This window comes from Micromonospora zhanjiangensis (assembly GCF_042650605.1).
Classification (GTDB): Bacteria; Actinomycetota; Actinomycetes; order Mycobacteriales; family Micromonosporaceae; genus Micromonospora_J; species Micromonospora_J zhanjiangensis.
The window spans coordinates 1-13,188 of sequence record NZ_JBHSBN010000035.1; the positions used below are offsets into that span (position 1 = coordinate 1).

At 70.4% G+C, this 13,188-nt stretch carries 13 protein-coding genes and 1 pseudogene; 11 read left to right on the forward strand and 3 right to left on the reverse strand.

All coding sequences use genetic code 11. The features are described from left to right. The first annotated feature begins 921 nt into the window (after positions 1 to 921). Positions 922 to 1,284, forward strand: a complete 363-nt coding sequence (locus ACFOX0_RS30150) for a DUF4062 domain-containing protein (RefSeq protein ID WP_377552360.1) — start codon at positions 922 to 924, stop codon at positions 1,282 to 1,284. 770 nt (positions 1,285 to 2,054) lie between these two features. Here ACFOX0_RS30150 and ACFOX0_RS30155 read toward each other — a convergent pair. Then, the gene (locus tag ACFOX0_RS30155; protein WP_377552362.1) at positions 2,055 to 3,155 is read right to left on the reverse strand and encodes an LLM class flavin-dependent oxidoreductase; all 1,101 of its coding nucleotides are present in this window, start codon (positions 3,153 to 3,155) and stop codon (positions 2,055 to 2,057) included. Positions 3,156 to 3,238: 83 nt separating this feature from the next. Next, positions 3,239 to 3,883, reverse strand: a complete 645-nt coding sequence (locus ACFOX0_RS30160) for a TetR/AcrR family transcriptional regulator (RefSeq protein ID WP_377552364.1) — start codon at positions 3,881 to 3,883, stop codon at positions 3,239 to 3,241. A 210-nt stretch (positions 3,884 to 4,093) separates the two neighbouring features. Between ACFOX0_RS30160 and ACFOX0_RS30165 the strand changes: the two genes are divergently transcribed. From ACFOX0_RS30165 to ACFOX0_RS30210, 10 genes and pseudogenes are all read left to right on the forward strand, one after another. Then, positions 4,094 to 4,993, forward strand: a complete 900-nt coding sequence (locus ACFOX0_RS30165; protein ID WP_377552366.1) for a hypothetical protein — start codon at positions 4,094 to 4,096, stop codon at positions 4,991 to 4,993. A 198-nt stretch (positions 4,994 to 5,191) separates the two neighbouring features. Continuing rightward, the gene (locus tag ACFOX0_RS30170) at positions 5,192 to 6,472 is read left to right on the forward strand and encodes a beta-ketoacyl-[acyl-carrier-protein] synthase family protein (protein WP_377552368.1); all 1,281 of its coding nucleotides are present in this window, start codon (positions 5,192 to 5,194) and stop codon (positions 6,470 to 6,472) included. Positions 6,473 to 6,570: 98 nt separating this feature from the next. Beyond that, positions 6,571 to 7,761, forward strand: a complete 1,191-nt coding sequence (locus tag ACFOX0_RS30175; protein ID WP_377552370.1) for a ketosynthase chain-length factor — start codon at positions 6,571 to 6,573, stop codon at positions 7,759 to 7,761. A 19-nt stretch (positions 7,762 to 7,780) separates the two neighbouring features. Next, entirely contained in the window at positions 7,781 to 8,044 is a 264-nt protein-coding gene (locus ACFOX0_RS30180; RefSeq protein WP_377552372.1) for an acyl carrier protein, read from the forward strand. 190 nt (positions 8,045 to 8,234) lie between these two features. Continuing rightward, positions 8,235 to 8,771, forward strand: a pseudogene (locus ACFOX0_RS30185) (carboxyl transferase domain-containing protein); the annotation flags it as partial. A 76-nt stretch (positions 8,772 to 8,847) separates the two neighbouring features. Continuing rightward, entirely contained in the window at positions 8,848 to 9,138 is a 291-nt protein-coding gene (locus tag ACFOX0_RS30190) for a hypothetical protein (protein WP_377552374.1), read from the forward strand. A gap of 25 nt (positions 9,139 to 9,163) precedes the next feature. Beyond that, positions 9,164 to 9,961 (forward strand): 3-oxoacyl-ACP reductase FabG, encoded by a 798-nt coding sequence (fabG, locus tag ACFOX0_RS30195; protein ID WP_377552376.1) that lies wholly within the window; start codon positions 9,164 to 9,166, stop codon positions 9,959 to 9,961. Between the two features lie 14 nt (positions 9,962 to 9,975). After that, entirely contained in the window at positions 9,976 to 10,941 is a 966-nt protein-coding gene (locus ACFOX0_RS30200; RefSeq protein WP_377552378.1) for an aromatase/cyclase, read from the forward strand. A gap of 5 nt (positions 10,942 to 10,946) precedes the next feature. Further along, positions 10,947 to 11,399, forward strand: coding sequence for a nuclear transport factor 2 family protein (locus ACFOX0_RS30205; protein ID WP_377552380.1), 453 nt, complete (start codon positions 10,947 to 10,949; stop codon positions 11,397 to 11,399). Continuing rightward, positions 11,386 to 12,315, forward strand: a complete 930-nt coding sequence (locus ACFOX0_RS30210; protein ID WP_377552382.1) for an LLM class flavin-dependent oxidoreductase — start codon at positions 11,386 to 11,388, stop codon at positions 12,313 to 12,315. Before ACFOX0_RS30205 ends, ACFOX0_RS30210 begins: the two co-directional genes overlap by 14 nt. Here ACFOX0_RS30210 and ACFOX0_RS30215 read toward each other — a convergent pair. Then, entirely contained in the window at positions 12,279 to 13,184 is a 906-nt protein-coding gene (locus tag ACFOX0_RS30215; RefSeq protein WP_377552384.1) for an MBL fold metallo-hydrolase, read from the reverse strand. The genes ACFOX0_RS30210 and ACFOX0_RS30215 overlap by 37 nt on opposite strands. Positions 13,185 to 13,188 lie beyond the last annotated feature (4 nt).

Genomic DNA, 13,188 nt, shown 5'->3' on the forward strand with positions numbered 1-13,188 from the left:
AGACAAACACCCCCCCCCCCCCCCCCCCCGGCCAATCGCTGCCGGTCAGCACGTTGGGACGGCGGGACGTGGAAGACGTGCAGGTTCCACCGCGTGTCGTCATCGGCCGCGCTGGCCGGTCGTACGGGCACGCACTGGAACCGCTGATGCGTCGGGTTGCCGGCTTCGTTCTTGCGGACGCCGAACTTCCTCACGGCGCTGCCAGCGTGAAGAGAGCCCGAGCACGCCACGAGGCCCATGGTTGACGGCTGTTGGGCCTCCACGCGCGTGCCTTTCCGGGTAGAAAAGAAACGCTACAGCGGCGGATTCCGCCAAATCAACCCGCCATCAACACTCCCAGCCGAGTGCTCCTCACGGATGGAGGCATTCAGCGACGGAGTGTTCACGATCGCTGCCACTCTCCTGTTCCTCGCCCTCGCAATTTACCTGGTCGTCCCACTCGCCGACATTCGCAGGGCCCTATTTCCTCGGTCGTGAAGTCGGACTGAGGCGCCGCCACAAGCGCCTTCTGTCGGGGCGGTGGGGCCGCTGCGCGGAGCTCGCGCCAAAGCAGACGTGCGCGGCGATTCCGTTCCTCACGAGTCGCCTTCGTACTTGGAGTCAACGCCCTCATCGGCAGTTGCGCGCGGATCGCGGCAGATCCGTGCACATGATCATGGGCTCCGGATCGACCGACACCAGCTTCGGACCAGCCGAGGCTGCCGCCGATCGATGGGCTATGCGACTCGCGGCCCAGCGGGCATAAGCCGCTGTCGGCTGCGGGGCGGCGCGGTGTCCAGACTGGCCTACGAGCGAGCCTGCGAGCACCTGACCTGCGCGGTGTCGGCAGCATGCCACACGGCCGTATTCACATCGACCATCGAGCTGCGTGTGCAGCGATGCCGTCGCCGAGGGACGGCGGGCGCGGGGGAGAATGAGTACATGAGGGTCTTCATCAGCAGTGTTCGCCGGGAGCTCGAGGAGGAGCGCGACGCACTTCCGGGCTTGATCTCGGCGCTCGGGCATACACCGGTGCGCTTCGAGGACTTCACTGCCCAGACGTTGCCGAGCCGTGAGGTCTGTCTCAAGGGTGTCACCTCGGCCGAGGTGTATTTGCTGATCGTGGGCGGCCTGGTTCAGCACCGTCTGGTACATCACCTGGAAATCTCCGGGGTCGTCCAGGTGATACGTGGCGTCGCCGGACCAGTCGAGACGTCGGTCGAGCGTCACCACGCCGCTGACCGGACCACGCAGGTCGGCCAGACTCGTGGGTACGACGTAGTGCCGCTGGTCCGCGTACCCTGAACCAGCAGGCGCGCCGCCTGCCCTCACCATCGCTCCACCTCCTGACCCGACCGTACGGTGGGGCTCGCACGTGCCGGCGCAGACCGGTACGAACGGATGGACGATTTTGCCGATGGTGGTCCGGTCGTTGCTGCCCGGCGCTGCGTCGGTCCGCCTTGCGGCGGTTGCTCGGTGGGTGCTCGGACGTCGGAGAACTGACACGGACGTTCCGGGACCGGGATGGATTCCGCCGGTCTGCCGGGGGCGTCAATGATCCGCTTCGGTCGATGTGATGCCGGACCTGCGGGGACGCGGCCGGATTGGCTCGGGCGCGGCTGGACGCCAGCGGACTTCGCCACTCTCTGCAAGATCTACGGATCAGAAGGTTAGGGGTTCGAGTCCCTTCGGGCGCACAACACAATCAAGGCCGTGACCAGCGGAAACGCGGGTCACGGCCTTGATTCGCCGACCTGGCGACACGCGACGGCATCGACCAGGTTGTCGCCTCGGTCGCCGACCAGCCGGTCATGATGCTTGTCGACAACGCGGGCGTGGCCCACTGCCCCGTGAGCGGCATGGCCGAGACCCCCCTCTCGGCCATGCCGCGCCCCGACGCCGGCGATGACGGGACGACCCAAGCTAGCGTCGCCCGCTTGCATGCCGCTTTCACGTCACTGTGGACGAAACTCCTTCGCAGCTCCCCGGTTCACCGATCCATTTTTCGGGAAGCCGGCGGCGCGCAGGTCACGCCGCGCGGCTGGCCCCACGCCCGTCGACCGGATCCGCGCCCGCTACCGCCGTTCGGCAGTGCTCGTCGCGTCGTCCGCCGGTGCCGGCTGCGGGAATCGCGGCAGTACGGCGTCCGCGAACAGCCGCATCGTCTCGGCCGATTCCTCGTACGGCATGTTCCCGGAGATCACCTGAAGGGAGACGGTGATGTCGCCGTACAGGTCCCTGATGCGCGACAGCCGCGCGGTGACTTCCTCGGGGGTGCCGACGAGCACCTTGTCCTCGGCGAGCGACTTGTCGAAATCGCTGCTCCTGACCCGCTGCACGATGTTCTCGTAGCCGGGGTAGTCGGCGCTGCGCGTGCGGCTCCACTCGGCCACCGCGTCCACCAGCTTCTGGTGCGTGTGCTCCGAGTACCGCCGACCATTCCGGTACGCCGTCGTGGCGTCGGTGGCCAGATAGCAGTTGTAGCTGAAGTGGATGTCGCCGGTGTTCGGGTCGTGCCCCGCGGCTTGACGGCTCTTGCGGTACAACTCCAACATCTCCTGCAGCTTCTCCGGCTTGTTGATCGACGGGACCATCATCAGTCCGTAGCCGGCCCGGCCGGCGGCCTCACAGGAGACGGGGGTGGTGGCCGTGGCGACGAGGATCGGCGGATGTGGCTGCTGGTACGGCCGGGGCAGCATCGTCACCGGGCCGAACTGGTGGAACCGGCCCTGCCACACGACCTCCTGCTCCGCCCAGAGTCGGCGGCAGGCCTCCACACCCTCGTCGAACCGGTCGCGGCTCTCGTCCATGGCGACCTGGAACGCCTCGAACTCCGGTGGCAGGAACGCCCTGCCGAAGCCGATGTCGAGCCGGCCGTGCGAGATGTTGTCAAGCATCGCCAGCTTGCCGGCGAGCTTGATGGGATGACTGAACGCGGGGATGACCGCGCCGGTGACCAGGCGGATCCGCCGGGTCCGGGCCGCCGCCGCGGCGAGGAAGGTGACCGGGTCGGGGCTGTACCCACCGTAGGGCGTGAAGTAGTGCTCGACCGTCTTGACGTGATGGAAGCCGAGTTCATCGGCCAACGCGGCGAGGCGCAGCGCCTCGTCGAAGTGCTGCGCGGCCGGTTTCTCGGCCGGGGTCACGGTGGGAAACAGATTGATGCCGAACTGCATGTGCACTCCCGGTGCTGGCGGCTTGGTGCCACCAGCCTCGGAGCGCGCCGTCCAGCGGCGGTCGACGCTGGCTCGAGCGCCGGTCAACCGGCCTTGTCGGGGGCCGTGTCGAGGTGTGCCAGGTAATGCTCCAGATCGCCGTTCGCCAACGACTCGCCGGGCAGCGCGGGCAGATCCGGGCGCGCCCGCAGGGCGGCCAGGAACAGCTCGGTGTAGCGCGCGGTCAACCGGTCGCTCACCGGTCCGGGTGGCGCCTGCACCCCCCGGGACAACAGATTCGTCATGACCTGGACGTCGCCGAACCCGACGTCGGAGCGTAGGTCACCGTCGGCCTGGGCGCGTTCGATCAGATCCCGCACCGTGGCGATCAGGGCGTCGCGCACGTCGTAGAACACCTGGTCCGGTTCGACGCGACCACCCAGGACCGGCAGCAGGGAGCCGAGCCGCCGGATGGCGACCCGCCGCAGGAACTGGGCCAGCGCGTCCCACGCCCGCGGCTGGTCGGCCTGCGCCTGCCGCGCCTCGGCGAGTAACTCCTGCTTGGTCAGCACGACGACCTCGCGGATGAGGGCCTCGCGGGTGGGGAACCGTCGATAGAGGGTGGCGATGCCGACCGAGGCCCGGCGGGCGATCTCCTCCAGGGACGCGTCCGGGCCCGACTCGAGGAAGGCGAGTCGAGCGGCGAGGAGGATCTTTTCCCGGTTGCGTCGGGCGTCGAGCCGCAGCATTGAGGAATTATTCATCGCGTCGTTTGGCACTGCAGTCACAACCTTCGATGGCCGTGCGATGGCCTCGACGGGGATCGAAACACACTTCGGCCAGGAACACAAACCACTGTCGAGCCAGTCTCCACCAGGCGTCCAGTGGTCCTCACCGCCCCCGTAGTGAGGCTTGGCAGGACCGAAGCTCCCGAGCACCACTGCAGAACAGGAACCAGGATGTCCAAACTCTCTCGACGCCGCCTCGGCGCGCTTGCTGCGGGTGCGATCGTCACGGCACTCACCGTCGCGCCCCCGGCCGCCGCCGCCGGACTGCCGGCGGCGCGAACCGCCGCATCCACCATCCCGTCCTACCCTGCCAGCCGGGTGCTGTCGGTCGTCGCTCGCGACGACGCGCTGCGACTCGGGCGCAGCACTGTCTCGTCCGGTCTCGTCGCCCTCGACCTGCGGAACGCCGGCACCGTCGACCACGAGGCGTTGCTGATGAAGCTCAAGCCCGGTGTGACCGTCCAGCAGTACGTGGACACCCTCACCAACAGCGGGCTGGGTGCCGCGAACGCGCTGCTGGTCTACTCCGGTGGCGCCAACGTCGTGCGGCCGGGGAAGTCCCAGGTCACCGTGCAGTCGCTCACCGCCGGCCAGTACCTGGTCCTGTCGTACGCGCAGGACGAGAACGCCGTGCCCGAGGTGGTGAAGGGTATGTACACGCCGCTGACTGTCGTCGACGACGGCGCGCCGTCGGTCACTCTGCCCGCCGGCCTGGTGAAGGGCATGATCACCGCGCATGACATGACCTACACCCTGCCCAGCACGCTGGACGGCCACGGCGTCTACCAGTTCACCGTGACTGATCCGAAGGTTCCGCACGAGGTCGGGTTCATCCGGCTCGCGCCCGGTGTCACCCGCGACGACGTGCTGGACTGGGCGATGACGGAGACGGGCCCGAAGCCGTTCACCGCCGCCGGCGGGTTCGGCGCCCTGCCCACCGGCGGCACCGGCTGGTTCTACCTGGACCTGCCCCCCGGGCAGTACGCGGCGATCTGCTTCGTGCACAGTCCCTACCCGCCGTACGAGTCGCACGCGGCGATGGGTCAGATCGTGCTCTTCACCGTCAACTGATTCGCACCGTCCCTGATGAGCCGGACCGCCCGCGGCGGTCCGGCTCATCCCTGTACGGGCCCCCGTCCCCGGTCGGCGCCACTCCTGGAGCGCCGCTCGATCGAGCCTCCGTCTGCCGTCGAATTCGGCTGTGTTGGTACTCCAGGTCCCGCGGCCACCCTTGATCCATCGATCAGATTGGACAGAGCGGGGACGTTCGTGACATCGACAGACGAGAGAAGAGCGCTCATCACCGGCATCGGTGTGGTCGCTCCCGGCGGTACTGGTGTCAAGGAGTTCTGGGATCTGCTGACCGCCGGCCGGACCGCGACCCGCGGCATCACCTGCTTCGACGCGTCGTCGTTCCGGTCCCGGGTCGCTGCCGAATGCGACTTCGACGGCGCCGCGCACGGGTTGACCCCGCAGGAATTGCGCCGGATGGATCGCGCTGCGCAGTTGGCGGTGGTAAGCGCCCGGGAAGCGGTGGAGGACAGCGGGCTCCCGGTGGCCGCCCTGGACCCGTACCGGATCGGGGTTTCCATCGGCAGCGCGGTGGGCGCGACCCGGAGTTTGGACACCGAATACTCCATCGTCAGCGACTCGGGCCGGAACTGGCTGGTCGACCACCGGTACGGCACGCCCCATCTGTACGACTACTTCGTCCCGAGTTCGTTCGCCGCCGAAGTGGCCTGGGCCACCGGTGCGGAGGGACCGGCCGCGGTGATCTCCACCGGCTGCACCTCCGGTCTCGACGCCGTCGGTCATGCCCGTGAACTGATCCGAGAGGGTACGGCCGACGTGGTGATCGCCGGCGCCACCGACGCGCCGATCTCGCCCATCACCGTCGCCTGCTTCGACGCGATCAAGGCGACCACCGCGCGCAACGACGACGCCGAGCACGCGTCGCGGCCCTTCGACCGCAGCCGAGACGGTTTCGTCCTCGGTGAGGGATGCGCGGTCTTCGTGGTGGAGGAGTACCAGCATGCCCGCCGTCGGGGCGCGAAGGTCTATGCCGAGATCGCCGGTTTCGCCACCCGGTCCAACGCGTTCCACATGACCGGGCTGCGTCCCGACGGGCGGGAGATGGCCGAGGCGATCCGGGTCGCCCTCGACGAGGCGACGACGGACCCGACCGAGGTCGACTACGTCAACGCGCACGGCTCCGGTACCAGGCAGAACGACATCCACGAGACGGCGGCGTTCAAACACAGCCTCGGCCCGCACGCGTACCGGGTGCCGGTGAGCTCGATCAAGTCGATGATCGGGCACTCGTTGGGTGCCATCGGCGCCCTGGAGGTCGCGGCCTGCGCGTTGGCGATCGACCGAGGGGTGATTCCGCCGACGGCGAACCTGCACGAGCCGGATCCCCTGTGCGACCTGGACTACGTACCGCTGCACGCGCGTGAGCAGCGGACCGACGTAGTGCTCAGCGTCGGCAGCGGATTCGGCGGTTTTCAGAGCGCGATGGTGCTCGCCTCGCCGACGAGCGCCGCCGCATGACGGCCCCGGTCGCGCCGACCGGCCGGTACGCGCCGGATGCGCGGGACGGGTCGGCGGCCCCGGGCACGCGCGGGGCTCCGGTCGTGACGGGGCTAGGCGTGGTCGCCGCGACGGGCCTGACCACCGAGTCGTACTGGGCGGCCGCGCTCGCCGGGACCAGCGGCATCAGCCGGCTGACCCGGTTCGACCCGGACCGGTATCCCGCCCGGTTGGCGGGCGAGGTGCCCGGGTTCGACCCGGCCGCGCATCTGCCCAGTCGGTTGCTGCCGCAGACCGACCGGATGACGCAGCTCGCCCTCTACGTTGCCGAGCACGCCCTGGCGGATGCCCGGCTGGACGTGGCCGGACAGCCGGAGTTCGGCGTCGGGGTGATCACTGCCAGCTCCTCCGGCGGATTCGAGTTCGGCCAGCGCGAGCTGGGCAAGCTGTGGAGCAAGGGCGGCGCCTTCGTCAGTGCCTACCAGTCGTTCGCGTGGTTCTACGCGGTGAACACCGGCCAGATCTCCATCCGGCACCAGGCACGTGGGCCCTCCGGGGTGATCGTCACCGAACAGGCGGGCGGGCTCGACGCGATCGCGCAGGCACGCCGCCAGCTCCGCAAGGGGACCGGTCAGGTCGTCACCGGCGGCGTCGACAGCTCCCTCTGCCCCTGGGGATGGGTGGCCCAACTCGCCTCCGGGCGGATCAGCGTCAGCGACGATCCACGGCGGGCGTACCTGCCGTTCGACCGGGACGCCGCCGGGCACGTGCCGGGGGAGGGCGGGGCGCTGCTGATCCTGGAGGACGCCGGACTGGCCGCGGCCCGGGGTGTGCGGCCGTACGGCCGGATCCTCGGTTACGGCTCCACGTTCGACCCCCGGCCCGGTTCCGGCCGGCCGCCCGCACTGCGGCGGGCCATCGAGTTGGCGCTGGCCGACGCCGGGCGTGCCGCGGTAGAGATCGACGTGGTGTTTGCGGACGCCGCAGCGGTCCCGCAGCTCGACGCCGAGGAGGCCGAGGCGATCAGCGCGGTCTTCGGCCCGGCCGCGGTTCCGGTCACCGCTCCGAAGACCATGGTGGGCCGGCTCAGCTCCGGCGCGGCGGCGCTGGACGTGGCCACCGCGCTGCTGGCGATCCGGGACGGTGTGGTGCCGCCGACGGTGCACGTCGGTGAGTTGGCCGCGAACCTGGCCCTCGACCTGGTCACTGACCGACCCCGCCGGATGCCGCTCCGGACGGCGCTGGTGCTGGCCCGCGGTTACGGCGGATTCAACTCGGCCCTGGTTGTCGGCGCACCGGCCGACACCTGATCACAGAAGGAGAACAGCCATGGCTGTCCAGGAAATGACCCTCGACGACCTGCGCCGGATCCTGCGCGACGCGGCTGGCGACACGGAGGCCGCCGACATCGACGGGGACGTCGCCGACATCACCTTCGAGAACCTGGGCTACGACTCGATAGCCATCCTGGAGGTGACCTCCCGGATCCAGCAGGAGTACGGCACCCGGCTGGCCGACGACGCGGTCACCGGCTTCGCCCGCCCACGGGACGTGGTCGCCCTGGTCAACGCCCAGCTGGCGGGCGCGGCATGAGTGACTGGGTTCGGTGCGGTGGGTGCCGGACCTGGTCTACGGCCGGCGCCTGGCGCGCAATCTCGGTGTGTGCCCGGACTGTGATCGGCACCAGCACGTGACCGCGCCGCAACGGTTGGCGCAGTTGCTCGACGACGGCTCGGCGGTCGCGCTCACGACCGCCGGGGCCGGCGCCGACCCGCTGGGCTTCGTGGACTCCCGGCCGTACCCGGAGCGACTCGCCGAAGCTCGCCGTCGGACCGGGCTGTCGGAGGCGGTCGTCTGCGCGCGGGGCGCCGTCCAGGGCAACCCGGTGGTCGTGGCGGCGATGGACTTCCGCTTCCTGGGCGGCAGCTTGGGCGTGGATGTCGGCGAATTGATCACCGCTGCGGCGGAGGAGGCGCTGCGGACCCGTACGCCGCTGCTCATCGTGACCGCCTCCGGGGGCGCGCGGATGCAGGAGGGTGCCTTCGCGCTGTTCCAGATGGCCAAGATCCTCAAGGCGGGTTTCGTGGACGCCATCCGGGATCGCCGCCAGTTGCGCGGGACCCTCGGCCGGCTGTTGGCGCACGGCTCGCGGCGGATAGGGCCGGCCGGCGCAGACGGGTCGGCCGGGAGCGCGGAATCGCGGCCGGTGGCGGAGCGGGCGATCGGGCCGGACGGCGAGGAGGCCGACGCGTGGGCGGTGCAACGGGCGCGTGACCTGCACCGACCCACCACGCTGGACGTGATCGCGGCGGCGTTCGACGATTTCGAGGAGCTGCACGGCGACCGGCTGACCGGCGACTGCCCGGCGATCGTCGGCGGCCCCCACCCCGGGGACGGTGCGGGTCTTCCGGCCGGCCGGCGGCCAGCACGTCCGGGTGGACACCCACGGCTACCCGGGCTACCGCGTGCCGGCCAGCTACGACTCGTTGCTGGCCAAGCTGATGACCTGGGGGCCCGACCGGGAGACCGCCGTGGCCCGCATGCTGCGTGCGCTTGGCGAGTTCCGCGTCGACGGGCCGGGCGTGCGGACCACCACCGAATTCCTCGCCGCCGTACTGGACAGTCCGCGGTTCCACCAGGGCCGCTACGACACCGCACTGGTCGACGCCGTCCTGGCGCGTTACTGACCAGCCACACCGCCTCGGAGGAGATATGACCATCGAGCAGCAGACGTCCGGGTCCATGGTCGCACTGGTCACCGGCGCGACAAGCGGCATCGGCCTGGCCGTCAGCCGGCAGCTGGCCCGGGCCGGGCACCGCGTCTTCATCTGCGCGCGTACCGCGGACGATCTCGCGCTGGTCCTCAAGGACCTGCGGGCCGACGGCCTCGACGTCGACGGCGTGACCGCGGACGTGCGCTCCACCGAGGACGTACGACGGTTGGTCGAGGCCGCCGTCGAACGGTACGGCCCGATCGGAATCCTGGTCAACAACGCGGGTCGTAGCGGCGGTGGCGTCACTGCCGAGGTGCCCGAGGAACTCTGGCTCGACGTCATCGACACCAATCTGAACAGCGTGTTCCGGGTCACCCAGGCGGTGCTCACGACCGGCCGTATGCGGACGCTCAGCACCGGGCGGATCATCAACATCGCCTCCACCGGCGGCAAGCAGGGTGTGGTGCTCGGTGCGCCGTACTCCGCCTCGAAGCACGGGGTCGTGGGCTTCACCAAGGCGCTGGGACTCGAACTGGCCAAGACCGGGATCACCGTCAACGCGGTCTGCCCCGGTTACGTGGAGACGCCCATGGCGCACCGGGTCCGCCAGGGGTACGCGGCGGCCTGGAAGACCACAGAGGAGGAGGTCCTGGAGCGGTTCCAGGCCAAGATCCCACTGGGCCGCTACTCCACCCCGGAGGAGGTGGCCGGACTGGTCGGCTACCTGGTGTGCGACGCGGCCGCACCGGTCACGGCCCAGGCGATCAACGTCTGTGGCGGTCTGGGCAACTACTGAGCGAAGGAGCAGCCATGTCCAGCGACAACACGCACACCACGGAGCACGAGGTCGTCGTGGCGGCGGCCGCTGACGTGATCTACGGATTGGTCGAACGGGTCACCGCCTGGCCACTGATCTTCCCGCCGACGCTGCGGGTGGAGATCCTGGAACAGGACGGCCCGCACGAGCGGCTCCGCCTCTGCGCCACCGCCAACGGTCAGGTCAAAACCTGGACCTCGCGGCGGCTGCGCGATCGGCACGCGCATCGGATCGAGTTCCGCCAGGAGGTCTCGGCGCCGCCGGTCGCCGCCATGGGCGGCAGCTGGCTGCTCGAACCGCTCGGCCTCGATCGTACCCGGGTCCGGCTGCTGCACGATTTCCGCGCGATCGACGACGATCCGGAGCAGGTCCGCTGGATCGAGGAGGCGGTGGCCCGCAACAGCGAAGCGGAGCTGGCCGCGCTGCGGAAGGCGGCCGAATCACCGGGCGGGGGCATCACCGCGCTCACCGAGACCTTCGCCGACACCGTGCACGTCAACGGTACGGCGGCGGACGCGTACGCGTTCATCCGCGACGCGGACCGCTGGGCGGAACGGCTGCCGCACGTCGCCCGGGTACGGCTGACCGAGGAGACCCCGGACGTGCAGGTGCTGGAGATGGACACCCGGACGAAGGACGGTGCCCTGCACACCACCCGCTCGGTCCGGCTCTGCGAGTCGGACCGGACGATCATCTACAAGCAGAGCGTGCTGCCGGCACTGCTGCGCGCGCACCTGGGACGGTGGACCTTCGAGCAGCAGGACGGTGGCGTGGCGGTGACCTCGGCACACTCCATCGTGATCGAGCCCGGGGCGGTCGCCACCGTGCTGGGCGACGGCGCGACCGTCGAGGATGCCAAGTCCTTCGTCAGATCCGCGCTCAGCGGCAACAGCATGGCGACGTTGGAACTCGCGAAGGCGTTCGCCGAGCGGTCCGGCGCGGCGCGGGTGGGGCGGTGAGCGGCGTGTCGACGACGACTCCGACCAGCAACTCGCCGGCGCTTCTCGACGCCGAGCGGTACCACCAGATCCAGCAGTTCTACGCGACGCAGATGCAACTGCTCGACGACGGCGCGGCCGCGGCCTGGGCCGGCACGTTCACCGAGGACGGGGTGTTCGCGCAGAACGTCAAGCCGGAGCCGTGGCGGGGTCGTGCGCAGATCACTGAGCGGATGACCGTCGGCCTGGCCCGGGTCGCCGCGAGCGGGTTGGTACGACGGCACTGGTTCGGCATGCTGGCGGCCCGGCCGGACGGACCGGACCTGGTTCGTACCCGCTACTACGCGGTGGTCTACCAGACGCCCTGGGGTGGCCGGGCGGAGGTGTACCTGAGCACGATGTGCGAGGACGAACTGGTCCGCACGGACGAGGGGTGGCTGGTGCGGTATCGGATGGTCGCCCACGATGGCGTCGGCTGACGGGGCCGTTCCGCCGCGGCTCGGCGTGGTGGTGCTGCCCGAGTACGACTGGCCGCGGACCCGGCAGATCTGGCGGGAGGCCGAGGACCTGGGGTTCGCCCACGGCTGGACCTATGACCACCTGTCCTGGCGGACGCTGCGCGGCCGGCCCTGGTACGACTCCTTCACCACCCTGACGGCGGTCGCCGCGGTCACCCGCCGGTTGCGTCTCGGGACGCTGGTGGCCTCGCCGAACTTCCGCCATCCCGTGCCGACGGCACACCAGGTCATGACGGTGGACCAGATCTCCGGCGGCCGGTTCGTCTACGGTATCGGCGCGGGGGCGGCGGGCACCGACGAGGCGGCGGTCGGTGCTCCGCCCGAAGTCCGCCGAACGCGCCGGTTCGAGGAGTTCGTCACCATCTCCGACCGGCTGCTCCGGCAGCCACGGACGACGTACGAGGGGGAGCGTTACCGGGCCGTGGACGCCCACCTGGTACCCGGCTGCGTGCAACACCCGAGGGTTCCGTTCGCCATCGCGGCGGGCGGCCCTCGGGGTCTCGCCCTCGCCGCCCGGTACGCGCAGACCTGGGTCACCATCGGCGAGGCCGGTCAGCCGGGAGCCCGGCCGGACGCCGAGGCCTGGGCACTGTTGGAACGGCAGGTCGACGCCCTGGAACGGGCCTGCGCGGACGGGGGGCGGTCACCCGCCTCGATCGGCCGGCTGGTCAACCTGAGTCGGCTGGTCACCGAGCCGTACGCCTCGGTGGACCGGTTCGTGGAGGTGGTCGGCAGGTGCGCCGCCCTGGGCTTCACCGACGTGGTGGTCAACCATCCACGGGAGGAGGGGGTCTTCGCCGGGGATCCGGCGGCGTTCCGGCGGGCCGTTACCGCTGTCGTTCAGGCCCGGCAGGTCAGCGGGCGTCCCCCGTTGTAGGCGACCATCTCGTCGAAGGCGGGCGCGCTGGGCAGGTGGATCCCGCGCGGTGCGCCACGCTCCTCGGCGTACGCCCGGTGCAGGTTCGCGACCAGCCGTTCCGGCTCGGTCAGCGTGGCGAACTCACCGAGGTCGGCCCGGCGGGCCGCCTCCAGTGGGTTCCATCCGCGCCGGACGCCGTCGGCCGCGACCGCGGCCAGCCAGGTCAGGTACCCCTCCGTCACGTCCAGCACCTCCGGGCCGCAGACCGGTCCGTGCCCGCACACGACGGTGTGCAGGCCGGGCAGCCGGCGCAGGGCGGCGACGGCCTGCAGCGATCCGGACAGCGAACCCATCAGGACGAACGGCGTCGCCCCGGCCATCAGTACGTCGCCGGCGAAGAGCACGCCGTGCTCCGGAAGCCACACCACGACGTCGTTGCTGGTGTGCGCCGGTCCGACGTACCGCAGTTCGGCGTGTAGATCACCGATGTGCAGGCTGAGCCGCTCGGTGAAGGTGAGGTCGGGCAGCGCGACACTGATCTCGCCCCACCCGACGTCCGGCCACACCCGCCGCAGGCCCGTCCCCTTGTCGGCCATCTCCGTGCGGGCGGCCTCGTGGGCGATCACCGTCGCCTCTCCGGCGAACACGAAGTTGCCGAACGTGTGGTCGCCGTGGTGGTGGGTGTTGACCACGATGCCGGGCGACCGGCCGGCCGTGGCGACCGCCGTGTCGTACAGTCGCCGGGCCCGTGACTCGGTGGCGGTGGTGTCGATCAGCGCGGCGGACCCGGCCCCGGTGAGCAGACCGGCGTTGCTGACGCACCAGCCGCCGGGTGGTTGGAGGTAGGCGTACACCCCCGGGGCGAGTGGGCGCAGTTCGCTGTCCACCGCC